A 26,394-nucleotide genomic window follows, 5' to 3' on the forward strand; every position below is an offset into this window, starting at 1 on the left:
TTCACCTCAAATTTTTACCAAAACTTTCATTAACTAAATTTTTTCAGAAACAATGCTTTTTGTCAATCATATATACGAGTACTATATTACATATTACTCTGCATTATTCCACTGTTCCTCTTCTATTATATCTTGTAAATCAGAAAAAAGAATGAAATAACTGTGATAATTTTCTATTTCCCCTTTTTTCTTTGCTGCTTCTACAATATATTTGGGACTTCCTGGTTTTTCTTCATCATATACCGCTAAAAGCGCATCACTTTTTTCAATAAAAAATTGATTTTTTAATTTAAATTGTTCTGGGCTTTCATACTTCCGTTTCGTGATACTATCAACATGGTCTGCTTGAGAAAGAATAAATTCGTAATATTCACGATTATCTTCTTTCCAATTTTCTTCTTGTTCTAAAAACGGAGTAAATACCGCTAATTTTAAGTCTGGATATTCTACTTGAATTTCAAAAACAACTTCAGCAGCCCATAATTCTACACCTAACTGGCCGCTTATTATAACCCACTCTAAACCATCTTCTACAAAAGTGGTTAATTTGCGGTGTAATGCCTTTTTTATACACTCCACCCCTGGATGATCATTTTTAAATATTCCAAGTTCAAATGGCTTATATCCTGTTACTGCAATAACTTTCATATCAACACTCCAATTACAAAAAAAGAACTAGCATTTCGCTAGTTCTAACATATCATTTACTTTTTAAATATTCCACCAACGTTTGGTCCGATATTTGGACCTACTGGTGATACATTGTTTGGTAAAAACGGTGATACATTTGGTCCTGGTCCAAACGGTGATACATTCGGTCCTGGCCCAAATGGAGATATTTGATGACCGTGGTGATGATGACCATGGCCACACGGTCCACATCCACCGCCGAATCCTGGGTCGATTGGGTCCACAACATTTACATTTGAATTTGTTTGTGGGAAGAAGTTTTGGTTTTTAATTTGTTGATGATGTACATGTGTTGTATGTGTTGGGAAAATGTGTGGCACCACCGTTGTTGAAAAAGAGTGTGTTACGCATTGTTTCGTCGGATGAACGACAGGAGCAGTTGTACAAATAGGTCCTACAGGCTTATGCCCTCCAAAACAAGGATGACAATGATGCATAGTTTTTTTCTCTCCTCTCTCGTTAAAAAAATCTGATTACACTTTACAGTATGAGAAAAGAGAGAAAGCCGTTTGTTATATATACCCATTTATTACAAGGAAATTTGTCTAGTCCTTTATTTCATATACAATACTTTCATAGACAACCCTTCAACATTACTTACCAAAGAAGCCTCCAACTTGCTTTACAATACCTGTCACCTGATTCATCGCATTCATCATCTGGCCAGCTGTGTTCATCATTTTATTTACATCATAGTTACCATCTGATGTTTTAAATTGAGAAACAAAACTAGAAAACTGACTTGGCTGTTGTTGCTTTTGTTTACTCTGCGTCGGATACGGTTGTTTTGGTGGATAAAACATCCCTTGTTGATTAGCATAGGGCGCTTGTGGTGGCATATAATATTGTGAATTCATATAAGGCTGCTGCTGTTGTTGATTCATGTATGGTTGCTGAGCTTGTGATTGTTGAGCTTGATTCACATAAGGTTGCTGCTGTTGTGGTTGTTGGGCCTGATTTACATAAGGTTGCTGCTGTTGTTGAGCTTGATTCATAAATGACACTTCAAACGGTTGATAATAATTTTGATTTCCATAATAAGGCTCGAAAGGATACATATTATACCGTAAATATGTATCCGTATTATATTGGTACATATTTTGCTGTGCATATGGATACGTTTGCTGATATACGTTAGATTGTTGAAACATGCATTCTCTCCTCCTTTACATAAGTTTCTACATATATAATATGTACCTATAAAATAATATGTGTGATGGAGTATCTGTCTATTTTTGTCGGAAGTTTAAATTTTTAAAAAATTAAAAAAGAAAACCCTTCCATGCTATGATAATTAAGAAGAAGATTCTCATGGGGGAGGAATCAACATGGTATTAGGGGATTTAAAACAAGCGTTTTCTCAAAAAAAGGGGTATTGCACAGAGAATGCAAATGAATTATTAGACTTTGCGAGACATTGGTATCTCGAAGGAAAAATATGCATATCAGATTATCGAACATTAATAAAAGAATTAGAAATAAACGGCGCAACAAAACCTACAACAATGACAGAAGCATAAAAATAACAAGAGGGTTCTCCCTCTTGTTATTTACATTGCTCAACTATATTTTGCAAAGTATACGAAACGGCTTGGTGTGTTTCAAAGAATCGTTTACCTTTACCTTTATTTACAAAGCATTGTAACACATTCGTTTGTAAATTATCGTATACTTGATCAATTTGCTGTACATGTATATACTTTGGCTTTTCTTCTTTAATCCACGTATAAGCTAATTCTTTCCACTTCTCTAATTCCTCATCTACCATATCTACAAACGGTTTCATATCCTTATAAAAATCGTATTCAATCAGTTCTCTTTTTTTTACATTCGCTTCATTATTATACTGCATGAGTTTTTCTGAAGACTGTATTAATGCTTCATTCTTCATTTCTTTCCCACCTTATTATGCACTCACTACGACGTTTTGAAATGTCTTTACCCAATTCCCTTTTTCTTCGTGATGCACTAATTTATTTTCCATATGTTCAATATGCATTTCTGTTATTTCTATCTTATTGCATATTTTTTCACTCGCATCCTTTAATGCATGATTCATTCTAATCCCTATATTCATTTCCAGCAAATCGAGAGAACTTAACATTTGATCCATTTTTTTCATTACATCTTCCTTCTGAACCATCGCCATATACAAAACGCCTCCTTCTTTGCTTTTCCTTTGTCATGTAATTTCGCCGAATGATTCACCACTCCTGCCCACATGACAAAACTAGTTGTTATTCGTCAAAGAAATCATTTCGTATGTCATTTATAGAAATGGTAACAATACAAAAAGGAGGTGTATTACAATGGCAAAGAACAAAAATGAAAAAAAGAAAAACCAAAACAAACAACAAAATAAACCTGAGACTGGCAATCCAAAGCTAGATGGTCCAAACTTCCCTGCTACATAAAGCGAGACTTTATTACGAACAGGTAGATTTCAAATCATCCTTAATCTCCTACTAGCATTACGTTTTGAAATTAAAGTTGCAGCACGCATAGCAGGATTGTTTCAAATTAAGAAGTCCCGTCTTCAAAATGGAAGACGGGACTTCTTTTTTATTATATCATGAACTCATCCATCCTTTTAGCAAAACGATTTACGATAGATAGCCTATAGATTTGTTCTCTCTTTCTTCTATACCATTCTGTTATATTAACTTCCTCTTTAGGTTCTTCAAGTACAAATAGCACATTCATTTTCATATTTGCACAAAACCAATCTCTCATTTTTATTTCTTCATGTAAAATAACAGGATAAATATCTCTAAGTGTTGGCGTATAAGACTTTCGAGTTTCCTGTGCGTAAACTTCATAATCTTCTCTAGACCCAGTATGTGTAGTTTGCAATGCAAACTTATAAAACGAACCATTATAAATTGGATGAAACAATAACCATGCTAATCTTTTTCCTAGTTCTATACGCTGTTGTAACGTTTCAAATTGATAAACCGAAAATCCATACATCCTCCCTTCAATTGTTGGGAAGATAACTGCACTAATATGAAATCTTTCTTGTACTTTAAAAAGTGCAGTATGGAATACATGTTTTTTAAAATATGTGTTCTCAATGACTGGTTTTTGAATTTTATTTTGTTCATTTATAATAAGCGCCGTCATAAGCCTATTCATATCTCTTCTTTCCCAGAAAAGTAACCATTCTTTTTCCATAAAAATTGATACGCTGAAATATTGCAACAAATGAAAGAGAGGTGCCCGTCTCTTCTTACTTTCCTCATACAATAATAGCTGAGGAAATGCATCTAAGAAAATAATCCAATTAGCTTGTTCGTACAGAAGAAATAAATGTTTTTTTACCGTTTCAGGTAATACAGTGGCATAATATCTCCCTTCTAAATCAGTCATATTCCATCCCGCATTTCTCGAAACCATACTCGCTAAAAAGGCCCACCTGATTTCACTATTTCTTAAATAATATTCTTGATAAGATTGTGTCCGAGAAATATTGTCCACATTAGCTATTTCTGTTTTCTTTTTAATATTGCGAATGATCGCTTTTTCTTTCTCTGTACAAAAATTTTTTTCTCGATTTTGTTTAATTTTCATATAATCATTCCATGTAAACATAAATAAGTCATCATACCTTTCATCAAAAAGGTCACATCTTTTTTCATTTTTTGATATAATCACCTTTGTAAGTAATTCTTAGCAAGTTGGGAGTGGACACACTATGACCATTCGTTACCCAAATGGAAAAAGGTATAATCAAGCTTCACAACCTCAAAAAACACCTATAAAAACACATACTTATAGTAATAGAGGTATGTCCCTTGAAGAGGAATTGAATGAAACAAATCAATATTACTTAACCCATAATATTGCATGTGTACATAAAAAGCCTACACCTCTTCAAATTGTAAAAGTAGATTACCCCGCTCGAAGTGCTGCAGTGGTAAAAGAAGCGTATTTTAAACAACCTTCTACGACAGATTACAACGGTGTATACAAAGGGAAATACATCGATTTTGAAGCAAAGGAAACAAAAAATAAAACTAGTTTCCCACTTCAAAACTTCCACCTTCATCAAATAGAACATATGAAGCAAGTGGTTGCTCATAATGGAATTGCATTTGTCATTATTAAATTTACACTTTTTGATGAATTTTATTTATTAGATGCAAAACATATTATTGCATTTTGGAATCGTCAAAATACAGGTGGACGCAAGTCGATTACGAAAGAAGAAATAGAAGAGCATGGATCCTTATTATCATGCGGTTATCACCCTCGGATTGACTATATCCGTGTACTAGACACGGTTTATTTTTCGTGATAGAGTCATCACTAAGGCTCTTTTTTCGACTTTTGGGGGAGAGAATGAAAGGTAGGAGAAAGTATAATGTCAGATAATTATCGTTCTCGTACAGAACGAAATCATGTAAAAAATCAAGAGAAAAAAACAAATAAAGAAGAAAAACCAAAGAAAAAAGGCTCCTTTTTCAAGAAATTCCTTATAGGTTGTCTACTTCTTGGTATCGTTGGTCTTGTAGCCGGCGTTTCCGCTTTCTTTGTTATGGTAAAGGACGCTCCAAAATTAGATAAATCCAAACTTGTTAATCCTTTATCAACAAAGTTTCTTGATAAAAACGGAAATTTCTTCTATGAATACGGTGCTGAAAAACGAACGCATGTTACTTATGATCAAATTCCAAAAGTAGTTGAAAATGCATTCCTTGCAACTGAGGATTCGCGTTTCTATGATCATAATGGAATTGACTTTAAACGAACTACAAAAGCAGTTATGGAAAATGTCACTGGTGGTTTCGGTTCCCAAGGTGGTAGTACGATTACACAGCAAGTCGTTAAGAACTATTTTCTAACGATGGATAAAACCGCTAAGAGAAAAGTACAAGAATGGTACTTATCTTATAAATTAGAGCAACAATACTCTAAACATGAGATTTTAGAAATGTACTTAAATAAGATTAATTTAGGTAACCGTTCATATGGTATTGCGACAGCAGCGCAAAAATATTATGGTAAAGATTTAAAAGACTTGCAATTACATGAAGCTGCTATGCTCGCTGGTTTACCCCAAGGTCCAAACATTTATGATCCAACAAAAAAGGAAAATGTTGAACGAGCAACAAATCGTCGTAATGTCGTATTGTCATTAATGAATCGACATGGTTATATAACAAAAGAAGAAATGAATAACGCCGTTAAGATCCCAGTAACAGAAGGCCTTCAACCGTCTTCAGAAGTAACTGAGATGAAGTATCAAGCATTTTTAGATGCGGTTGTAACAGAAGTTGAAAAAGAATATCCTGATGTAAATATCGGTTCAGATGGTTTAACGATTCATACAACACTTGATCAAGATGCTCAAGATTACGCTGAAAAAATTATGGATGGAAATCTTATTAAGTATCCAAACGATCAATTCCAAGGGTCATTCGTATTTATGGATACACAATCTGGAGAAGTTCGAGCAATTGGTGCTGGACGTAAAGAAAATAAGTCCACTTTCAAAGGTCATAATATGGCAACTAATTTAAAACGCCAAGTTGGTTCAACAATGAAACCTATTTTCGACTACGGTCCAGCGATTGAGAATCTTCAGTGGTCTACTTATCATCAATTAAATGACTCTGAATATACTTATTCTGATGGCACAAAGATTAAAAATGCTACAGGAAGTTTTAAAGGTGACGTTTCACTTCGTGAAGCATTGAAGAAGTCATTAAACATTCCGGCTTTAAAAACAGCTCAAACAGTTGGGCTTAATAAATCAAAAGAGTTTGCTGAAGGTTTAGGCATGACATTTGAAGATGGAGTACATGAATCTACTGCAATTGGTAGTAACGATAGTTCTCCATTAGCAGTAGCAGGTGCATATGCAACGTTTGGTAATAACGGCGTGTATAATAAACCTCATTTCGTAAAAGAAGTAATCTTCCCGGACGGGAAAAAGAAAAGCTTTAAACCGAAGGAACAACGTGCTATGCAAGACTACACAGCTTACATGGTAACTGACGTTCTTCGTGACGTAGTAAAACCTGGTTCTGGTGGTACAGGACCAACAGCATATGTTTCAGGTGTTGACGTAGCAGGTAAAACTGGAACGCAAAACTTTGATGCAAAAGATTTAAAGAAATACGGCATTCCAGCTGATGCAAACAGGGATAGCTGGTTCGCTGGATATACACCACAATATACGATGGCTGTATGGACGGGTTACGTAAAGAACGGTCCAGAAAACTACATTAGTGATCGTTATACTAAAATTGCACAGCAAATGTTCCAAGTAATGATGAGCAAATTCGCTACAGATAAATCACGCTTTGAACGTCCTTCTTCTGTTCAAGAAATAAACGGAGAACTATACGTAAAAGGTGCGAAAAAAGATGCAATTAAAGAAATTAAAGTAGATGCCCCTAGTGGTCTGAATGTCACTTTCGATGGCGCTAGCACAGTTACACTAAACTGGTCTGGACCAGCAGAAGTTGATGCATATGCAGCCAGCTATAAAGCAACTGACGGTTCAAGTGGTAGCCTATCAATAAGTGGTACGACAGCTACTCTTGGTGGTATTAAACCAGGTGTTACTTACAGCTTCTCTGTAGTAGCGAAAAAAGGCACTGGCACAAGCCCAGCAGTTGGTGCATCCTTCACTGCGCCTGGCGGAACTCCAGATGCGAAAAAAGCTGAAGAAGAGGCTAAGAAAAAAGCCGATGAAGAAGCTAAGAAAAAAGCTGATGAGGAAGCCCAGAAAAAGGCTAATGAAGATAAAGTAAAACAAGACGAAGCTAAGAAAAAAGCTGAAGAAGAGGCTAAGAAACAACAAGAACAGCAACAAGAACAACAACGTAAACAGCAAGAAGAGGCTCAAAAGAAAGCTGATGAGGAAGCTAGAAGAAAAGCTGAAGAAGAAGCTAAGAAAAAAGCTGAAGAAGAAGCCAAGAAGAAAGCTGAAGAAGAGGCCAAGAAAAAAGCTGAAGAAGAAGCTAAGAAACAACAAGAACAGCAACATCAAAATACCGGAGGAGATACACCTCACGCAGACGGTACTGTTATTACAACAGAGTCCTAATAAACAAAAAAGAAGTCCGTTTCTCTTAACGAGAAGCGGACTTCTTTTTTGTTATCATTTTCTTTACATATAGCTTTTCTATTTCGATATACAACTGCGCTAATTGAATATAAGAATGATAATTACTCGGTTTCTTTATTATGAATGAATATCTTTCCATAAAATTAACAGGTTGCACTTTTAATTTATTCGTATTTATTTGCATTTCATTCAAACTATGAACAGGTTGCTCATTTAGCCAATAGACAACCGATAACAAGTGAGCTGCAAAAAGAATCATTGGCCCCTCAGCCTCTTGCTTATTTCTATTTCGAAACAGTATAGCAATGTCTTCATGCTTATTTTTCCATACATTCAACATCGCTGGAATACTGTTTTCAATTTCCTTCCATGGCTCATACTGTCTTTCAATATCAAATATAAAGTAAGTATTTTGTATTATTTCTTCAAAAGACTCGTCTGTATGATACTCAATTGAATTTACGCTTTCTTTAAAAAATGGTAAGCAGTGAAATTCTTTCGGTATTTCTATAACTCGCTCCATCCCTTATTTCACCTTCATTCGCTTCTTTCCTTCACGACATACTTCTAACAGTCTGCACTCCTCACATTGCGGTCGTTGTGCTTTACAATGATAACGTCCAAAGAAAATCATACGATGATGCGTAACCCCCCACTCATCCATCGGTACTTTCTTCATTAACGTTTTTTCTACTTCTAACACAGAATCTTTCCATCTACAAATCGCTAATCGTTTACTCACTCGCTCCACATGTGTATCAACAGCAATTGCAGGAATCCCAAACGCTACGGAAACTACAACATTCGCTGTTTTCCTTCCTACACCGGGTAATTTCGTAAGTTCATCTCGATCGCTCGGTACCTCCCCATTATAGTCATCTAATAACATTCGGCATAATTTTTGAATGTTTTTTGCTTTATTTCTATACAATCCGATAGAGCGTATATCTTGTTGTAATTCTTCTAGAGAAACACTTAAATAATCTTCTGGTGTTTTATATTTTTGAAATAAATTTCTTGTCACTTTATTTACAAGTACATCTGTACATTGTGCAGATAACGCCACCGCGATTACAAGTTCAAATGGATTATCATGAACCAATTCACAATGCGCTTCTGGATACATATCCGCCATTGTGTCTAAACAATAACGGATTTGCGTTTTGTTAAGCATATTTCTCCTCCTATATTACTGCTCCAACCAATTATAAAAAGGCACTTTTCCAGTAAATTTCGTCTCTTGTTTTGTCATTTGTTGTGCTCTTTGTTGATTCGCTCTAAATTTTTGACCTTGATTTTGAGCCTGATCTACCGTTTTAATTCCATTCTTTTTCCACTCAAATAAAATACGATCAATATATCGGAAATTTAGTTTCCCACTCATTACAGCTTCTCTAAGAGCCGCTTGAATTAAATTTGGATGATGTTGATCTTGGTCCTCCCACATTCCTAACGTTTCACATTCGAACGGCGAAAGTGGTCTTCCAAATTCTTTTTCAAATACTGTATATAAATTTACTTGCAGCTGTTTTTTTTCTTTTTGCTCTTCCTCTATTGATTCATCCATTAAGAAATGTAATATTTTTTCCCATAACGGTTGTAAAGAATAACTTTCGCACATCATCGCTTCTGATCTTTGTCCACCTTCTAGTGATAAAAAACCTTTTTGAATCAACGCTTGAATTACTTCCATACATTTCATTTCCGTTATCGTCATCCGTTCAGAAATCTCTGAAGGAGTCGGAAACGAATTACCTGATTCTAAAAATGTGTGTACATGAAGTACAACCATAAATTCCGTCTCATTTAAACCTAATTTTTTATAATGCATCATAAGCAATTTTGGAATTGCAATGCTTCCCTGCTCAAACCACTGTAGCATCATTTTCTTTTTCATCACCAAACACCTCGCTCTCTAGTATAACACACCTTTAGCTATTTCTTTTTGCCACAATTCGTCAAAAAAACCTCCCCATCAATAGGGAGGTTTTTTATATTACATGAATGAAATATAAAATTAAGCTTGCACTTTACTTTTCATAAATGTATGGATACGTTCTAATGCTTTCTCTACTTGTTCAAGAGATGTCGCATATGATAAACGAACATTATTTGGAGCACCAAATCCTGTACCTGGTACAAGAGCCACTTTTTCCTCTTCTAATAGAGCCTTTGCCCAATCATCAACCGTTGCATATCCTGATAAAGCTACAGCTTCTTTTACGTTAGGGAATAAGTAAAATGCACCTTGCGGTTTAATACAAGTAAAGCCAGGGATTTGAATTAATTTATCATAAATGATGTTTAATCTCTCTTCAAAGGCTTGACGCATTGTTTCCACAGGTTCTTGTGAGCCTGCATATGCCGCAATTGCGCCGTATTGAGCGATTGAAGTAGGGTTTGACGTACTATGACTCGCTAAGTTCGTCATCGCTTTAATAAGCTGCTTATTTCCTGCTGCATATCCAATACGCCATCCTGTCATAGAATGAGATTTAGATACACCATTAATAATAAGTGTTTGTTCTTTTAATGCATTAGAAAGCTGGGCAATTGAAGTATATTCTACGCCACCATAAATTAATTTTTCATAAATTTCATCAGAAACGATTAAAATATCATGTTCTAAACATACTTCTCCAAGCTGTTGTAATTCTTCTTTGCTATAAATCATTCCTGTTGGATTGCTCGGTGAATTAATAATAACTGCTTTCGTTTTCTCTGTAATTGCCTCACGCAGCTGCTTTGCTGTAATTTTGTACTCATTGTCTTCTAAACCTTCTATATAAACCGGCTTACCGCCAGCAAGCTTTACTTGCTCTGGATAGCTTACCCAGTAAGGAGTTGGAATGATAACTTCATCTCCCTCATCAAGTAATACTTGGAATAATGTATATAATGCATGCTTTGCGCCATTACATACAATAATTTCAGATGGATCATACGCAATACCTTGATCGCGAGTAAATTTCTTCACAATTTCTTGTTTTAACGATTGTAGTCCACCTGTTGGTGTATACTTCGTATGCCCTTCTAACATCGCTTTATGTGCAGCATCCATAATATGCTCTGGTGTATTAAAGTCAGGTTCCCCTGCCCCTAATCCAATTACATCATGACCCTCTGCTTTTAATGCTTGTGCCTTTGCTGTAATTTCTAAAGTTGAAGACGGTGTTAAAGCAGCTACTCGCTTTGCTAATTTCATTTGTAGTTCCCCCTACATCTATTTTTCAATGCTATATCGTCTTAAAAATTTTCCATCTTTAAATTCAAGATAGTAATAACTATAACGATTGTCATCATCAATATATGTAACTTCCCATAGTGGTACATCATTTTCAAAGCCTAATTTCACTTTCATAATCTCTTTCGGCTTACTTTTTGATTCCTTACTTTCATTGCCGACTTGTTCTAATGTTCTTTGTATAGCCTCTTTTTCAGAAATACCTTCGCTCTTTTTCCTTACTACAGTATCCCCTTTTTTCTCCGGCACCCAAACGATAAGTTGTTCTCCCTTTTCATCTGTACCTTGCACGACTATATATGCAGATTTTCCGTTGTAATAATCAACAGATTTCACCTTTGTAAGCTTTGCTTTTTCTTTAGCAATTTCTACAAATTTCGACTCTTTTGGAATTTTCTTCCCCATTGCTTTATTATAAACATACGCCCCATATATTCCGCTAGCAACGATAACAATAATGATTGCAAAGATCCACTTTTTCATTGTATCACTACGTTCTGTAAATCGTAAATACAGCTGTTTCTTTATCTTTTTCGTCTAATGCTAGTCCGAACATGAGGTCCTGCTCTTTTAACGTACGATTCAAACTATCAACAATTTTATACAAATCAGACGAATATTTAATACGCGTCGTTGATAGTACTTCGATTTTCTTCTCCATGAAAAAACTCCTCCGTTACACAAAAATTTCTAATTATAGAAGAACGCAATGCGGTTACAATAAGAGTACATTCTTTACAACCCCTGCTTCATCACCCATCTATTATAGCAGGACATGTACAGCAAAAAAAGGTTTCAAGTCGAAAACCAACACATTTTGTATACAAGAAGTAAGAAAAATAAAATTCCTCCTACCCACATTTTTTACGCCTGAAGTTTATAAATACTTCAGGCGTATTTTTCTTCCATTTTTATTCATTTGATGGTTCTTCTAATTGTACTAATAATTCTTCTAATGGTCCTTCATAAAGAGGTACGTTAGGGATCGATTGTAGAAATCGTTTTCCATAGGAAGAACTCGTCAAACGACGATCTAACACTACTACCGTTCCTGTATCTGTATTCGTTCGAATTAAGCGGCCGAATCCTTGTTTGAAACGTAATATTGCTTGTGGCAGCGCTAATTTAGCGAATACATCCTCACCTTGATTTTTTAGCCACTCACCTTTCGCTTCCATCATCGGCTGATGAGGCGGCGTAAATGGTAGACGGACAATAACAAGACAACTTAAGGCATCTCCTGGAATATCTATCCCTTCCCAGAAACTGCTCGTCCCTAATAAAATTGATTTGTCGAACTCTTGAAACTTTCGAATTAAACGGCTTCGACTTTTATTATTCACACTTTGTGTGAGTAATAAATAACCCTCTAATTCATCATTATTTTTTAAATTCGCATACGCTTCTTTTAACATTTCATACGAAGTGAATAAAACAAGCATTCTGCCCTTTGTGGCTTTCGCTATCTTTGCAATATGTTCCGATACAGATTCAATATATCGCTCATTACTTACTTGCTTAATAAAAGGTACATCCGTTGAAACCATTAATTTCATTTGTTCATCATAACGAAATGGCGATGGAACCTTTAAAGTATTTGGAGCGAAATCATGTAAACCAAGTTCCTCTTTTATATAATCAAACGTATCGTTAACTGTTAGTGTTGCGGATGTAAAAATAACACTCTTTTTTTCTGTTAAGAATTCATCAGCAAATCTTTCACCAATATGAACAGGCTGTGCATATAGAACTGTTGAATGAATCGTCCCTTTCGTTTCAGTCTCCATCCAAGTTACATACGAATTCTTTTCTAATACGAGTAACTGTAATGATTCTGCCATCTTTCTCAGCAACTCAATTAAATGCATAAATTCACCTGTTACAACATGCATCTCCCATTCTAACTTACTTTGCAATATATCCACTTGCTTCTCAAGAGCAGTTACTACCCTTCTTAATTCATATATAAAACGATTTGTTAATTCAACGATACTATCCCACAACTTACCTTTTTCTAGTTCTGCGTTATACCTATAGATGAGCGGCATATTATTCGTTCCTTGTTCTTGCTTTGTTTGTTTAAATATAAAAGTACGTAACATTTGGAAGAGTTCATCCGCATCAAACTTAAGTTCCTTCAAACTATAACTTATCATACGGAAAGTTGAACGAGATGCTTGCTCTGATTTTTTCATCATTTTATATACTTTGGAGAGTACATCTTCTGTTTCTAGCGTCCCAAGACGAGATATAACCAATTGAAAATACATACAAGAGAACTGTTCACCCAATGTTCTACTCGCAGCTTCTTCAATATGGTGAGCTTCATCAAAAATAATATGTTCGCATGAAGCAAACAGCGGTTCTTCACTTGAAAAATCTTGAAATAATAACGCATGATTTGTGATAACGATATCTGCAAATAAAGCTTTATTCTTCGCTCGCTGGTAAAAACAACGACTAAACCAATTACTTTGCATACCGCCTGGACTATACGCATCACTACAAATACGATTCCAAAGTAACTTTCCGCCCTCAGGAATATTTAATTCGTCTTGATCACCCGTTTCAGTTTGCAATAGCCAAACTAATATCTTCGCCTTCGTAAGTGCCATATCATAATTTTTTTCTTCCTCTTGTAAAGCATACTCAAATTTGTGTAAGCAAAGATAATGCTTTCTTCCTTTAAGAAGAGCTACCTCAAATGAAAATGGCATTATTTTTTGTAATAACGGTATTTCTTTTTCTAATATTTGTTGTTGGAGTTGTACCGTTTGTGTACTTATAATGACAGGTTCTTCTTTTCTCTTTGCAAAATAAAGACTAGGAAGCAAATATGCAAGAGTCTTTCCTGTTCCTGTACCGGCTTCAATTAGTGAAAAACGAGAATCTCTTAACGCCGTATATATCTCTTTCATCATCAGTTGTTGACTTTCGCTTCTTTCAAACTTTGGCATATGTGATTCCAATTTATCCATCGTTTTATTCAAGAAAGCATCAAACTTTGATGAACACGTTTCTCCAAGGTTTAAGGAATAGTTCCGCTTTTTCAGCGCAATATTTCGATGTATTTCATACTCCGCTATATCTTCTTTACCATTCATTACTTTCTTTAAAATATTTTCAGAAAGCACATCAGCTATATCACTTTGGAACACATCGCTTAATTCATAAAGCGATTGCAACGTGACAAGTGGTAACTTTTCAATTTCATTTAAAAATTGTAAAAATAATTCCGCTGTTGCAAGAGCATCACTATCCGCACGATGTGGTTGATCATGTTCTAGTTCATGCTTCTTAGCTAAATCACGTAATTTATAACTATCAGCTGTCGGCAAAAGAATTTGAGCCAATTCAACCGTGTCGATTTTAGGACAATGTATTTCTGTATATCCAGCCTGTCTTAATTCTTCATTTAAAAAATTCCAATCAAAGTGAACATTATGCGCAACGAAAGCCGCACCTTGTAATAGCTCAACAATCATCGGGGCTACATCTTGAAATAACGGGGCTTGCTTTACAAGACTTTCATCAATCCCTGTTAATTCTGTAATAAATGGTGGGATCTCTCTCTTTGGGTTAACAAAAGACGAAAAAATCTCCAATATCTCTCCATCTTCTACTACAACAGCTGCAATTTGGGTAATTTTATCCTTCCCATCTTTCCAGGAGTTCCCTGTCGTCTCTAAATCAACAACGACATAACGCTTACTCATATATGTAACACCTCAATTTCTTACCTTTCAAACAACAATAATTTATATAATGTTACTATACCACGTTTTATCTCATCTTAATGAAAAGATGCACAAAAAAGCTATCTCCGCAATGGAGATAGCCTTTCTACTTATAATATCGTACCCGCTTTTTCAGCACCTAACATTTCAATAATTTGATTATTATCGTCTAGTACTGCAATTTTGGGTTCTTGTTTATGAACCTCTTCTTCCGTAACTAGCCCATAACAAATAATAATTACTTTGTCCCCTGGTTGTACAAGCCTTGCCGCAGCACCGTTTAAACAAACAACACCACTACCGCGTTCCCCTTTAATAACGTATGTCTCTAAACGAGCACCATTATTATTATTTACAATTTGGACTTTTTCGTTTTCTACAATATTTACTGCATCCATTAAATCTTCATCAATTGTAATACTACCTACATAATTTAAATTTGCCTCCGTTACAGTTGCACGATGTAACTTTGCTCTCATCATTGTGCGAAACATAGGTGCTCCCCCTTATTTAACCGTTAATGTTATATTGTCAATTAATCTTACATTTTCAAACTTAACTGCAATAGCTAAAATGATTCGTCCTTCGACTTTCTCTACCATTGTTAATGACGGATATGCATATAAATCCGCATAATCTACAGTACCTTTCGTATGCGTCTCAATATACTCTTTCACAAGATTTGTAATGATTTCCGGATTACGTTCACTTACCTCAATTCTTTCTTTCGCTATACATAGGCTGCGGTATAAATGAAGAGCCTCTTCACGTTCATCTTGTGATAGGTACACGTTACGAGAACTTTTCGCTAATCCATCTTCTTCCCTTACAATATCAACTGGTACGATTGTAACCGGAATATTGAAATCAGTTACAAATCCTTCAATTACTGCAACTTGTTGAGCATCTTTCATACCGAAATAAGCACGCGTTGGCAGCGTAATATTAAATAGTTTCATTAGTACAGTTGCAACACCAGCAAAATGACCAGGTCTTTGTTGACCGCATAATACGTCCGTGCGCTTCACAACCTCTACTGTTGTTGTTTGTTCTGCTGGATACATTTCTTCTACACTCGGATAAAATAAATAATCTACACCGTTTTCTTTTGCTACATTTTCATCTCTATTAATATCACGAGGATATCGATCTAAATCTTCATTTGGGCCAAATTGCAGCGGGTTTACAAATACACTTAAAACTACAATTTCATTTTCTTCTCTTGCCTTACGTAATAAGGTAGCATGCCCTTCATGTAAATAACCCATCGTTGGAACAAAACCAATACTCTTTCCACTTGCACGAAGTTCGTTTGTAATTTGCTGCATCTCTTGCACTGTAGTTACGATTTTCATTATTGTTTTCCTCCGTATAACGCTAAGCATTCTTCCTCTTTCATTGTGAACGAATGTTTTTCTTCAGGAAATTGCCTTGTCTTTACTTCAGTAACATATTGTGAAATCCCACGCACAATCTCCTCTTGAACAGATGTATATTGCTTCACAAATTTCGGCACACGATTCACGCCGTATGAGATAAGATCATGATAAACAAGCACTTGCCCATCTACTTTTTGTCCTGCACCAATCCCAATTGTCGGTATTGTTAGTTGCTCTGAAATAAGTTCTGCTAACTGCATTGGTACACATTCTAACACAAGCGCTATTGCACCAGCTTCTTCACATTTCTTTGCATCTTCTATTAATTTCTTTGCACTCTCCGCATCTTTTCCTTGCACTTTATATCCACCCAATACTCCTACAGATTGAGGGGTTAAACCTAAATGCGCTACAACAGGAATTCCTGCGTTCGTCAAATATTGAATCGTTGATATAACTTCTCCAGCACCTTCTACCTTCAGTGCATGCGCCCCGCTCTCTTGAACGATGCGACGTGCATTCACCATCGTTTCTTGTAATGATACGTGATACGACATAAATGGCATATCAGTTACAATAAACGTCTCTTTCGCTCCGCGGCGTACAGCTTTCGTATGATGAATCATATCCTCTACTGTTACAGGTACTGTTGAATCGTATCCGAGTACAACCATTCCAAGAGAATCTCCAACTAAAATCATATCAACTTCAGCTTCTTCTGCTAATTTAGCAGATGGATAATCATACGCCGTTAGCATTGTAATCGGCTCACCTTGCTCTTTCATCTTCAAAAAATCTGTTTTTGTTTTCAAAAACTACTCCTCCTTTATGCAGGAGAGAGGAGATGGCCGCAATCATATAAAAAACCCCTCTGGCCATAAAAGGGCAGAAGGGTTGTGTGTTAGTCGGCATTATTCATCCCTCTGTCCCAGTCCGTTATTGGATCAAGGCAGAATCCAAGTTATTATTTTTCGTATTACTTCGAATCATGGTGCAGTTCGCTCTGATACTGCCCACATTCGAACTAATTATAGCAAACTACAAAAGGGAATTACTACATTTTTTCGAAAAAATAATTTTTTATTCTGATTACGGTATATGAAATTTAATAAGAGAGTATATATGCTAGAAAGTGAAACTTTAATCAGCCCGATTCCCACCTAACTTCTTTGCTTCCGCTGAATTTTGAGGTGGAGGTCTTATTGCCCAGTAAATAGCGGGATAAAGTTTTTATAGATAATTCAATCCTGAAAAGATACATGTTTTTTCAGCGCATGTTAAAAAAGTCCAAGTTAATTTCTTCTGTAATCAATTTAACTGTATAGTATAACTCTTAAACTAATGATGCAGGTTAATTGAGGAAAAGTACTTAACAAAGGAGAATTGCAGATGTCTATGAACAGGTGGTTATTTCGATTCAGCAGTTTGCTTGTAATGATTGTATGGTGGATGTCTTTAGGATCCTTTCATGTATTTGCCTCAGTTAATGTCGTAACACAACCCACCGATGTAACGAACGTGATTGAGGTTGAACTAAATGATGATTACTTTAATCCAAATGTCATCACGATTCCGCTTGAAGGATCAACAACATTACTATTGAAAAATAAAGGTAAAAACGAGCACACCTTTACAGTGAAAAAACTCGGCATTGACGTCGTAGTTGAGTCAGGAAAAGAAAAGAATATTACCGTGAAACCTAAAAATACTGGTACATATGAATTAATATGTCGATACCATCTCCTTAAAGGAATGGAAGGCAAAGTAATCGTCAAATAACATGCCAGGCCAACTAGACGGAAGATATCTTGAAATGAACTTTAAATATGAAAAGGATTTATTATCATGTTACAAATTTAACTCAAAAATATTGAAATAAAAAGAAGTTCCAAAAGAGGAACTTCTTTTACTTAATTTCGATATCTGCAGAATGAATATGATGTACTTTCCCCTCATGATCCTCCAGAAGTAATACACCATCCTCTGTGATTCCTTTTGCTAACCCCGTAATCGTCTCTCTCATCGTTCGAGCGGTAATTTCTTTCCCGATGCTCACAGCGTAACTTTCCCAAAGAATTTTAATGACAGAGAAACCATTTTGTAAATACTCTTCATATAATTTTTCTAGTTGTAAATAGATTTGTTGCATAAGTTCTGCACGAACAATCGGCTTACCTGATTCAATCGCTAATGAAGTAGCAATGTGCTGAATTTCTTCATCAAAATGTTCTTGCTTTTGATTCGCATTAATACCGATGCCCATAATGACAGCATTAATTTTATCAGGATCCGCTTGCATTTCTGTTAATATACCTACAGCCTTTTTACCTTGAATTAAAATGTCATTTGGCCATTTTATTCCCACGTCTACACCTGTACATTTTTCAATTGCCTGTGCAACACTAACAGCCGCTAACAAAGTAAGTTGCGGTGCATGATGAACTGGAATCGATGGGCGTAAAATAATACTCATCCAAATTCCTGTTCCTTTTGGTGAATGCCATTTTCTGCTTAAACGACCTCTTCCCGCTGTTTGTTCTTCTGCTACAACGATAGTTCCTTCTTCTGCACCTTCATAAGCAAGTTTTGCTGCAATGTGCTGCGTTGATTCAACAGTTTCTTCAAAATACACTGTTCTACCAATTCGCTTCGTTTGTAGCCCTAACTGAATTTCATTAGCAGTCACTTTGTCTGGCTTACTTGCAATTCGGTAACCTAATCGGCGCACAGCTTCAAGTTCATATCCCTCACTCCGGAGATCTTCCATATGTTTCCACACAGCAGTTCTTGAACAACCAAGTTTATCACTAATCGTTTGGCCGGATACAAACTCGCCATCCGCTTCAGAAAAAACTTGTAATAACTGCTTTCTTATAGTAGATTGCATCCTTGCAGCCACTCCCTTATACGCTCTTTCTCATTAACTACGTTTCCTTTTACAATTGCTTCCTCGATTTTCTGAAGCATGTCAGCAACCCACGGACCAGGCTTTTTGTTTGCCCAGTTTAATAAATCATTACCAGTCACATTCATTTCTTGACGACCCTGGATTGGCAATGCATGAAACATTGATTGTACTCGTTTAACAGATGTGGGATCATAGCTTTCAATCATCGCTTCATATACTCTCTCTGCCATTTCAGCGATATAAATTCCCGTTTTATAAAGAAGGACTGTATCCCAATCCTTCTCCTTTCTAGTACGGATTGCCAATAAAACTGCAACAATATCTTTTATTTTTTTATTCGAAAACTTCCATTGACGTAGAAAGACAGATGGATGTTCTTCTCCGATACAATATAAGAAAAATGCCCACGCCTCAATATCCGTTTCGAAAGAATCCCATTTATACTGCGTAGCTTTTAACAGTCTCTCTTCTGACATTTGTAAATATGGCAAATGAGAAAATAGCTTCGTCTCTACTAATTCTTTGAGACCTTTCACACAATATGTACCAGTTAACAATTTCTCAAACTCTACTGTAATGCGCTCAATTGCTATATGTTCTAGCAAATGTCCATACGTTTCAATCGCTTGCTTCGTTTTCGTTTCTAATGAAAAACCTAACGCGCTTACAAACCGAATACCACGCATCATTCGCAGGGCATCTTCTTGAAAACGATCCGCAGCATTTCCAACTGTCACAATTTCTCTCTGTTGAATGGCTTCCTGTCCAGCAAATAAATCAACCATTTCGCCTTCTTCTGACATAGCAATTGCATTCATCGTGAAATCACGACGTTTTAAATCCTCTTCTAATGAACGAACAAATTGAACACTACTAGGTCTTCGAAAATCTTCATATTCGCTTTCTGTTCGAAAAGTAGTTACCTCATAAGGCTCACCATTTTCTAAAACAATTACAGTTCCATGCTCAAGACCAACAGGAACATTTCTTGGGAATATAGCCATCACTTCTTCTGGTAAAGCAGATGTCGCAATATCAATATCTCCAATCGGCCTATCGATAATAAGATCTCGCACGCTCCCACCAACAAAGTAAGCCTCATGTCCTTGTTGTTTTAATGTCTCAATAATAGAACTAGCTTTTTTAAATCTTTCCATTTTTGTCATCCCTTAGTACGTCATAGTAAATCGTTTCATATTGTGAAACAATTTTTTCTGAGCGAAATTGCTCATAAACACTTTCTCTTGCTCGTTCTGCCATATTACGGTGAAGTTCCTCGTCCTTTAATAGCTGAGTAGCTTGATTTGCCACTCCTGTTGTATCGCCAACTTCACATAAATATCCTGTTTCCCCGTGTTGAATAACCTCTGGAATACCTCCAACCCGTGTTCCGATACAAGGTACACCACACGCCATTGCTTCTAATAAAACAAGACCAAAACTTTCCTTCTCTGATAGAAGCAACATTAAATCACTCATCGCAAGTAGTTCTGCAACATTATCTTGCTTCCCTAGGAATAAAACACGATCTTCAATATGTAAATTCTTCACTATCTGTAAAATCGTACAGAATTCTGGTCCGTCTCCAACAAGAAGCAACTTCGCATCTACTTCTTTAACAATTTTAGCAAATGCCTCAACAACATCCTGCACACGTTTCACTTTACGGAAATTCGAAATATGAATAAGTACTTTTTCACTCTCACTTATACCGTATTCTTTCTTTAATTGAGACATATTACGTTTGAAATATACACGTTCGTCTATAAAGTTATATACCGTTTGAATTTCTTTACTTGGTTTTACAAGCTCATGCGTTTCGTTAATTAATGAATGCGAGACAGCAGTAACAACATCCGATTGCTCAATACCAAAACGAATTAAATTATTTAACGAAGGGTCGGAACCTAACACAGTAATATCTGTTCCATGCAAGGTTGTAACAATTTTAATACGCTCTCCGATCATTTGTTTTGCTAAATATGCACAAATTGCATGTGGTATTGCGTAATGCACATGTAAAATGTCTAAGTTTTCTCTTTGTGCAACCTCTGCCATTTTACTTGCTAACGCTAAATCGTATGGTGGATATTGAAATACAGAGTACTGGCTTACCGTCACTTCATGAAAATATATGTTTGGATATACTTTATTTAACCGGAATGGTAAACCCGATGTAATAAAGTGAATTTCATGCCCGCGTTCCGCCAATTGCTTTCCTAATTCTGTTCCAACAACTCCAGAACCACCTACAGAAGGATAACATGTAATACCTATTTTTAATTTCATTTACATCCCCCTAATAAATCAGCATGTAATAAAACCGGTTTCTTACTCATAAATCCCTCGGCATACAAGACTCCAACTTCTTTTCCAAACATCTTCTCACGAGCAATCACAGTTTCAACGTATCCTTCTGTTAACGGTGTCTTAACACCATCACTTCCTGTTGAAAATTGACTTTCATATGCTTCTAATGCTTCCACCTTTATAGAGAGGTACTCACTTATATCTATACAAAAATTCGGTTTATGAAAACCATTAATCATATAATTATAAAAAGACTCCACACGATGTGGTGAAAGTTCCGGCATATATTTACGGATTCCTGCTGAAAAAATAGCCTCTTCCACAAGCTTTGCACAATTTGCATGATCTGGATGACGATCTTCATAGTATGGCGCAAAAACTAGTTTTGGTTTATATGTACGGATCACCTTGACAATTTCACGTATATACTCTTCTTTCATATACAAACCACGGTCTGGCATCGCTAAATTCAGCCTCGTTTTTACTCCCATTATACGAGCTGCGACCTCTGCTTCTTCTTTTCTCAACTCTATCGTTCCATTGGAAGAAAGATCAGCTTCTGTTAAATCACAAATACCTACTTCATACCCTTGCTTTGTATATTTAGCGATGGTACCAGCCATGCCGATTTCAACATCATCGGCATGAGCACCAAACGCTAATATATGTAATCCACTCATAATTGTTCCCCTCATTTTCTTAACTTACGATAATCTAAATCTCCTCGCTCTAATGCGTGCATCAACATTTCAGCACTTGCCATATTCGTTGCAAGTGGAATCGCATATACATCACATAAACGAAGCAATGCATTCACATCCGGTTCATGCGGCTGTGCTGTTAATGGATCGCGGAAGAAAATCACCATATCTAAATCGTTTTTTGCAATCATTGCACCAATTTCTTGATCTCCACCAAGAGGGCCAGATTGATATCTTGTTACAACTAATCCAGTCGCTTCCATAATACGAAGCCCTGTCGTTCCTGTTGCAAATAATTCATGTTGCTCAAAAATTGGTTTATATGCGTATGCAAACGAAACCATATCATTTTTCTTTTTGTCATGTGCGATTAAGGCAATTTTCATCCGTTGTCTCCCCTTTAGTCGATAATATTTTCTAAACCGTACACAAGATGATCAAGGTTCATTACTGTCTCAATTGATAGTTTTACACCTGACATAAATGATGCACGATTGAATGAATCATGACGAACTGTTAACATTTGTCCATCTCCACCAAACATTACTTCTTGGTGTGCAATAAGCCCTGGCAAACGTACACTATGAATGTGAATACCGTCTACATTTGCACCACGTGCACCTGCTAGTTGCTCTACTTCATTTGGATGACCTTGCTGCTTTGATTCACGATTTTGACGAATTAATTCTACCGTTTTTACAGCTGTACCAGATGGTGCGTCTAATTTTTGATCATGATGTAATTCAATTACCTCAACATCTTGGAAATATTTCGCTGCCATTTGTGAGAATTTCATCATAAGAACTGCACCAATTGCAAAGTTTGGAGCAATAATTGTTCCTACTGCTTTTTCTTTTGCATTCTCTGTTAAACGTGCCAATTCTTCTTCTGTAAATCCAGTTGTACCAATAACAGAACGAAGTCCACGCTCAACTGCAAGTGTAACGTGTTGTTTCCCAACTTCTGGTGTTGTTAAATCTAACAACACATCTGCTTCTACTTCATCTAAACAAGTATGTAAATCAGCGTAAATCGGTGCATGTAATGCTGGCATGCCAGGTAAATCAGAAATCTTCTCACCACCATGCTTATAATCCACTGCTGCTACTAAATTAAAATGTTCCGTTCTTTCCATAAGAAGGACTGCTTCATGTCCCATACGTCCTCTTGGTCCGGCGATAATTACTTTAATTTCTTTCATTATTCTTTCTCTCCCTCATCAATACGTGTCCAGCGATCTTTATCACGTGTATTAAATTTATTCATTACAATGTTATGTGCTGTCTCTAAATCAATATTTAAACTATTTGCCATACAAATCATAACAAATAATACATCTCCAAGCTCTTCTTCAATACTTCTTTCTTTTTCAGTTGTTTTCTTCGGTTTCTCACCATAATAATGATTTACCTCTCTCGCAAGCTCTCCCATTTCTTCCGTTAAACGAGCCATCATTGCAAGCGGACTGAAATAACCTTCTTTAAACTGACCAATATATGCATCTACTTCTTTCTGCATATCTTTCATCGTTTTTGCTTCCATACTATTCACCTCTAATCCTTCCTCTTTCATGTTAGCCAATTCATCGCGATTTGACAAATATTATTCCCCGCCAAACACCTATTTGCGACCCTTTTTTGGATAGACTATAATAAAGTGAAACTTTCTTTTGCGCTTTTTGCAAAAGATTAGTTGAACCAATCGGGTTCCTACGGCTGGTTCGCCTTTCTTCAGAGCTTTATCTCCTACCAGCCGTTGGAACGGGGTAAAGTGAAACTTTCTTTTGCGCTTTTTGCAAAAGATTAGCCCATACTAATCGAGTTCTTACTATTTTCACTAGCAACTAGAAATTACTTATTATTATGTTTTACCGTTTCAGCGGAGCAATGTAATCATTACATAATTAGGGGGATTTCTATATGACATCAAAATTGAAGATGCGAAATATCATTTTTATTTTAATCGGTTCCGCTATATTTTCTTTCGGTATTGTCAATATCAATATTGAAAACCACCTTGCAGAAGGTGGGTTTACTGGTATTACACTATTATTGTATTTTTTATTTAAGTTTGATCCTTCCTACTCAAACTTAATTTTAAATATCCCTATATTTTTTATTGGTTGGAGGTTACTTGGCAGAACGACATTTTTATATACATTAATCGGCACATTTAGCGTATCTTTATTTCTATGGATTTTCCAGCGTTATGAAGTGCTCAACTTACATTTAAACTTGCAAAATGATATGACACTCGCAGCTTTATTCGCCGGAGCATTTATCGGTATCGGCCTTGGGATAATATTTAAATATGGCGGGACTACTGGCGGTGTAGATATTATCGCACGACTAGCTCACAAATATGTTGGCTGGAGTATGGGTAAAACGATGTTTATGTTCGATGCTGTCGTTATCGTCGTCTCTATTCTTACCTATTTATCATACCGCGAGGGTATGTATACGTTAGTTGCTGTTTTTATCGGGGCTAAAGTCATTGATTTTATGCAAGAAGGAGCCTATGCCGCCAAAGGAGCGACTATTATCTCAGAGAAAAACGATGAAATTGCTGCTAAGATTTTATCTGAGATGGAGCGCGGAGCAACCTTTTTAAAAGCTGTTGGATCGTATACAAAAGTGGAACGGAACGTATTGTATTGCGTTGTTGCTAAAAATGAAATCGTGAAATTAAAAAATATTATTACTTCTGTAGATCCTCATGCATTTGTTGCAGTAAGTGACGTACATGATGTAGTTGGTGAAGGATTTACGTTAGATGAAAATAAAAACCCTTTACATAATTAAATGTAACTAGAAAAGCGCCTTAGCTTTTCTAGTTTTTTATTACAAGTCTTTTAAGCTTCTCCAAATCCTCATAAATAAGCTCCAATAAACTCCGATTATAAAAAATGGAAGCTGGATGAAAAGTTGGAAAAACATGATATTCATTCTCTGACCATGTAAACTCTGCACTTTGCATATCCTTTAATTTTTGAATGGGCTGTTTTAATAATTGCCCGTGTACATCTGTGATTTTTTTATTTTTTCCTGTTAAACGTTGAAGACCAATATTTCCAAGTGTGACGATAAGCCTCGGATTTATTTTCTCTAATTCATAATCTAACAAAGGCGCATGGGCAACTATTTCTCCTTGATTTGGCGTTCTATTATACTTTTTTTGTATGCTTTCACCATTTCGTTCTTTTTTCTCTCGCCATTTATAAGGTCTACTCCGAACAGCGCTCGTAATATATACTTCTTCCCTCGTAACGTGAATACGCTCTAAAAAACCCATTAATTGTTTTCCCGACCTCCCGCTAAACGGAATCCCATTATGAATTTCTGTTTCACCAGGCGCTTCTCCTAACAACATAAATTTGGGATTTTCAGGACCTTGTCCACTTAAAAAACCTTCTAGTTGATAAGGAGCACTACGCTCTTTCACTTGTTTTACTAAATGGTCTGGATATTTCATTTCCCCCACCGCCTTTCCGCATTACTTCTATTATTTCTATTTGTAATACATTATATAATTCAATCCACACAACAAAAAAAGACTATCAAAATTGATAGTCTTTAGTCGTCGCTACGCTGCATACCAGTATACATTAATACGAGACGTAATAATTCAAATACCGCTACAGCTGCAGCTGCTACATATGTTAATGCTGCTGCATTTAATACTTTACGAGCTTGGCCATATTCATCTGTTGATACGATACCTAACGCTTCAATTTGTTGCATTGCACGCTTTGAAGCATCGAACTCAACTGGTAATGTAACAAGTTGGAACACAACACCTGCAGCCATTAAAATAATTCCTAATAACAATAGTTTCGACATTGTCGCAAATATACCAATCATAATAAATACCCATGATATATTCGATCCAAAATTCGCCACAGGAACTAAAGAATGACGAATACGCATAAAGTTATAATCTTGCGCATCTTGAATTGCGTGTCCTACTTCATGTGCTGCCACTGCTGTACCAGCAACTGAATGTCCATAATAGTTATCTGTTGATAATCGAACCGTCTTGGCCGTTGGATCATAATGGTCTGATAAATGACCTGGTGTTTCTTCCACAGCTACATTGTATAATCCATTTTCATCTAAAATTTTTCGAGCCACTTCCGCTCCTGTCATACCTGATGTTGAATAAACTTGTGAATACTTGCTATAGGCACTTCGTACTCTTGACTGTGCATACAACGGTATGATCATTATGATCGCGAAGTAAATTAAATAAAACATCATGAACCTCCATTGAAGTTTTAATTATAGTACTTCTCATTCTATTTTCTTCTGCCACTATTGTCAATGAATAAACCTTACAATCCATATCTTT

At 36.0% G+C, this 26,394-nt stretch carries 31 protein-coding genes; 6 read left to right on the forward strand and 25 right to left on the reverse strand.

The genetic code is table 11. From position 1 onward, the window contains the following. Window positions 1-93: 93 nt before the first annotated feature. From MRP26_RS04200 to MRP26_RS04210, 3 genes are all read right to left on the reverse strand, one after another. Window positions 94-648 carry an SLOG family protein gene (locus MRP26_RS04200; protein ID WP_000862916.1) on the reverse strand — a complete coding sequence of 185 codons (555 nt, stop codon included), beginning with the start codon at window positions 646-648 and terminating at the stop codon, window positions 94-96. Between the two features lie 56 nt (window positions 649-704). Then, on the reverse strand, window positions 705-1,127 hold the full coding sequence (locus tag MRP26_RS04205) for a CotD family spore coat protein (protein WP_000546292.1): 423 nt from the start codon (window positions 1,125-1,127) through the stop codon (window positions 705-707). Between the two features lie 156 nt (window positions 1,128-1,283). Continuing rightward, window positions 1,284-1,841, reverse strand: coding sequence for a YppG family protein (locus tag MRP26_RS04210; RefSeq protein ID WP_000487718.1), 558 nt, complete (start codon window positions 1,839-1,841; stop codon window positions 1,284-1,286). A 177-nt stretch (window positions 1,842-2,018) separates the two neighbouring features. Here MRP26_RS04210 and MRP26_RS04215 point away from each other — a divergent pair, with 177 nt between their 5' ends. Continuing rightward, complete coding sequence (locus MRP26_RS04215; protein WP_000242652.1) at window positions 2,019-2,210, forward strand: YppF family protein; 192 nt, start codon at window positions 2,019-2,021, stop codon at window positions 2,208-2,210. A gap of 26 nt (window positions 2,211-2,236) precedes the next feature. Here the strand turns inward: MRP26_RS04215 and MRP26_RS04220 are convergent, their stop codons facing one another. Then, on the reverse strand, window positions 2,237-2,581 hold the full coding sequence (locus MRP26_RS04220) for a YppE family protein (RefSeq protein ID WP_000786937.1): 345 nt from the start codon (window positions 2,579-2,581) through the stop codon (window positions 2,237-2,239). A 15-nt stretch (window positions 2,582-2,596) separates the two neighbouring features. Further along, window positions 2,597-2,839 carry a hypothetical protein gene (locus MRP26_RS04225; RefSeq protein WP_001252036.1) on the reverse strand — a complete coding sequence of 81 codons (243 nt, stop codon included), beginning with the start codon at window positions 2,837-2,839 and terminating at the stop codon, window positions 2,597-2,599. A gap of 85 nt (window positions 2,840-2,924) precedes the next feature. Here MRP26_RS04225 and MRP26_RS30880 point away from each other — a divergent pair, with 85 nt between their 5' ends. Beyond that, on the forward strand, window positions 2,925-3,104 hold the full coding sequence (locus MRP26_RS30880) for a hypothetical protein (RefSeq protein ID WP_001987054.1): 180 nt from the start codon (window positions 2,925-2,927) through the stop codon (window positions 3,102-3,104). A gap of 151 nt (window positions 3,105-3,255) precedes the next feature. Here MRP26_RS30880 and MRP26_RS04230 read toward each other — a convergent pair whose 3' ends face one another. Beyond that, window positions 3,256-4,281, reverse strand: coding sequence for a DUF2515 domain-containing protein (locus MRP26_RS04230; protein WP_088021956.1), 1,026 nt, complete (start codon window positions 4,279-4,281; stop codon window positions 3,256-3,258). Between the two features lie 103 nt (window positions 4,282-4,384). On the opposite strand from MRP26_RS04230, the gene recU reads away from it, so the two are divergent. Both recU and MRP26_RS04240 read left to right on the forward strand, forming a co-directional pair. Next, window positions 4,385-4,987, forward strand: coding sequence for a Holliday junction resolvase RecU (gene recU / locus MRP26_RS04235; RefSeq protein WP_000155599.1), 603 nt, complete (start codon window positions 4,385-4,387; stop codon window positions 4,985-4,987). Window positions 4,988-5,053: 66 nt separating this feature from the next. Continuing rightward, window positions 5,054-7,747: a PBP1A family penicillin-binding protein gene (locus tag MRP26_RS04240; protein WP_098127128.1), complete on the forward strand. Its 2,694-nt coding sequence runs from the start codon at window positions 5,054-5,056 to the stop codon at window positions 7,745-7,747. 25 nt (window positions 7,748-7,772) lie between these two features. Here the strand turns inward: MRP26_RS04240 and MRP26_RS04245 are convergent, their stop codons facing one another. The 10 genes from MRP26_RS04245 to panB form a co-directional block, all read right to left on the reverse strand. Further along, on the reverse strand, window positions 7,773-8,291 hold the full coding sequence (locus MRP26_RS04245; RefSeq protein WP_029441862.1) for a YpoC family protein: 519 nt from the start codon (window positions 8,289-8,291) through the stop codon (window positions 7,773-7,775). A gap of 3 nt (window positions 8,292-8,294) precedes the next feature. After that, on the reverse strand, window positions 8,295-8,942 hold the full coding sequence (gene nth, locus MRP26_RS04250) for an endonuclease III (RefSeq protein WP_000933035.1): 648 nt from the start codon (window positions 8,940-8,942) through the stop codon (window positions 8,295-8,297). Window positions 8,943-8,957: 15 nt separating this feature from the next. Further along, complete coding sequence (dnaD, locus tag MRP26_RS04255) at window positions 8,958-9,665, reverse strand: DNA replication protein DnaD (RefSeq protein ID WP_000728542.1); 708 nt, start codon at window positions 9,663-9,665, stop codon at window positions 8,958-8,960. Window positions 9,666-9,785: 120 nt separating this feature from the next. After that, the gene (gene aspB, locus MRP26_RS04260) at window positions 9,786-10,973 is read right to left on the reverse strand and encodes an aspartate transaminase AspB (RefSeq protein WP_197242198.1); all 1,188 of its coding nucleotides are present in this window, start codon (window positions 10,971-10,973) and stop codon (window positions 9,786-9,788) included. 18 nt (window positions 10,974-10,991) lie between these two features. Further along, the gene (locus MRP26_RS04265) at window positions 10,992-11,495 is read right to left on the reverse strand and encodes a cell wall elongation regulator TseB-like domain-containing protein (protein WP_000758740.1); all 504 of its coding nucleotides are present in this window, start codon (window positions 11,493-11,495) and stop codon (window positions 10,992-10,994) included. Window positions 11,496-11,502: 7 nt separating this feature from the next. Further along, window positions 11,503-11,673: a YpmA family protein gene (locus MRP26_RS04270; RefSeq protein WP_000412179.1), complete on the reverse strand. Its 171-nt coding sequence runs from the start codon at window positions 11,671-11,673 to the stop codon at window positions 11,503-11,505. Window positions 11,674-11,923: 250 nt separating this feature from the next. Next, window positions 11,924-14,728: an ATP-dependent DNA helicase DinG gene (gene dinG / locus MRP26_RS04275; RefSeq protein WP_242806003.1), complete on the reverse strand. Its 2,805-nt coding sequence runs from the start codon at window positions 14,726-14,728 to the stop codon at window positions 11,924-11,926. Window positions 14,729-14,859: 131 nt separating this feature from the next. After that, a complete protein-coding gene (panD, locus tag MRP26_RS04280; protein ID WP_000490186.1) occupies window positions 14,860-15,243 on the reverse strand; it encodes an aspartate 1-decarboxylase in 384 nt (127 codons plus the stop codon). Between the two features lie 12 nt (window positions 15,244-15,255). Beyond that, complete coding sequence (panC, locus tag MRP26_RS04285; RefSeq protein ID WP_242806004.1) at window positions 15,256-16,104, reverse strand: pantoate--beta-alanine ligase; 849 nt, start codon at window positions 16,102-16,104, stop codon at window positions 15,256-15,258. Next, window positions 16,104-16,940: a 3-methyl-2-oxobutanoate hydroxymethyltransferase gene (gene panB / locus MRP26_RS04290; protein WP_000851108.1), complete on the reverse strand. Its 837-nt coding sequence runs from the start codon at window positions 16,938-16,940 to the stop codon at window positions 16,104-16,106. The genes panC and panB overlap by 1 nt, the downstream gene beginning before the upstream one ends. A gap of 577 nt (window positions 16,941-17,517) precedes the next feature. On the opposite strand from panB, the gene MRP26_RS04295 reads away from it, so the two are divergent. Then, on the forward strand, window positions 17,518-17,907 hold the full coding sequence (locus MRP26_RS04295) for a cupredoxin domain-containing protein (protein WP_000062382.1): 390 nt from the start codon (window positions 17,518-17,520) through the stop codon (window positions 17,905-17,907). Window positions 17,908-18,034: 127 nt separating this feature from the next. Here MRP26_RS04295 and MRP26_RS04300 read toward each other — a convergent pair whose 3' ends face one another. The 7 genes from MRP26_RS04300 to MRP26_RS04330 are packed head-to-tail and all read right to left on the reverse strand — an operon-like array spanning window position 18,035 to window position 23,589. After that, window positions 18,035-19,015 (reverse strand): biotin--[acetyl-CoA-carboxylase] ligase, encoded by a 981-nt coding sequence (locus MRP26_RS04300; protein WP_001192056.1) that lies wholly within the window; start codon window positions 19,013-19,015, stop codon window positions 18,035-18,037. Continuing rightward, window positions 19,000-20,193, reverse strand: coding sequence for a CCA tRNA nucleotidyltransferase (locus MRP26_RS04305; RefSeq protein WP_197242197.1), 1,194 nt, complete (start codon window positions 20,191-20,193; stop codon window positions 19,000-19,002). The genes MRP26_RS04300 and MRP26_RS04305 overlap by 16 nt, the downstream gene beginning before the upstream one ends. Next, window positions 20,180-21,325, reverse strand: a complete 1,146-nt coding sequence (gene bshA, locus MRP26_RS04310; RefSeq protein ID WP_088022023.1) for an N-acetyl-alpha-D-glucosaminyl L-malate synthase BshA — start codon at window positions 21,323-21,325, stop codon at window positions 20,180-20,182. The genes MRP26_RS04305 and bshA overlap by 14 nt, the downstream gene beginning before the upstream one ends. Then, window positions 21,322-22,026, reverse strand: a complete 705-nt coding sequence (gene bshB1, locus MRP26_RS04315) for a bacillithiol biosynthesis deacetylase BshB1 (protein WP_000015660.1) — start codon at window positions 22,024-22,026, stop codon at window positions 21,322-21,324. Before bshB1 ends, bshA begins: the two co-directional genes overlap by 4 nt. Window positions 22,027-22,037: 11 nt before the next feature. Continuing rightward, entirely contained in the window at window positions 22,038-22,433 is a 396-nt protein-coding gene (gene mgsA / locus MRP26_RS04320) for a methylglyoxal synthase (RefSeq protein WP_000684765.1), read from the reverse strand. 14 nt (window positions 22,434-22,447) lie between these two features. After that, a complete protein-coding gene (dapB, locus tag MRP26_RS04325) occupies window positions 22,448-23,248 on the reverse strand; it encodes a dihydrodipicolinate reductase (RefSeq protein WP_000658810.1) in 801 nt (266 codons plus the stop codon). After that, on the reverse strand, window positions 23,248-23,589 hold the full coding sequence (locus MRP26_RS04330) for a nucleotide pyrophosphohydrolase (protein WP_002108639.1): 342 nt from the start codon (window positions 23,587-23,589) through the stop codon (window positions 23,248-23,250). Before MRP26_RS04330 ends, dapB begins: the two co-directional genes overlap by 1 nt. 377 nt (window positions 23,590-23,966) lie before the next feature. Between MRP26_RS04330 and MRP26_RS04335 the strand changes: the two genes are divergently transcribed. Next, complete coding sequence (locus MRP26_RS04335) at window positions 23,967-24,848, forward strand: YitT family protein (RefSeq protein ID WP_000202121.1); 882 nt, start codon at window positions 23,967-23,969, stop codon at window positions 24,846-24,848. Window positions 24,849-24,876: 28 nt separating this feature from the next. On the opposite strand, the gene MRP26_RS04340 is transcribed toward MRP26_RS04335, so the two are convergent. After that, the gene (locus MRP26_RS04340; protein ID WP_000876861.1) at window positions 24,877-25,518 is read right to left on the reverse strand and encodes a uracil-DNA glycosylase; all 642 of its coding nucleotides are present in this window, start codon (window positions 25,516-25,518) and stop codon (window positions 24,877-24,879) included. Between the two features lie 101 nt (window positions 25,519-25,619). Further along, window positions 25,620-26,303, reverse strand: coding sequence for a zinc metallopeptidase (locus MRP26_RS04345; protein ID WP_011109966.1), 684 nt, complete (start codon window positions 26,301-26,303; stop codon window positions 25,620-25,622). Window positions 26,304-26,394: the final 91 nt, after the last annotated feature.

It is taken from the genome of Bacillus sp. CCB-MMP212, from assembly GCF_022748145.1.
GTDB classification, from domain to species: Bacteria; Bacillota; Bacilli; order Bacillales; family Bacillaceae_G; genus Bacillus_A; species Bacillus_A cereus.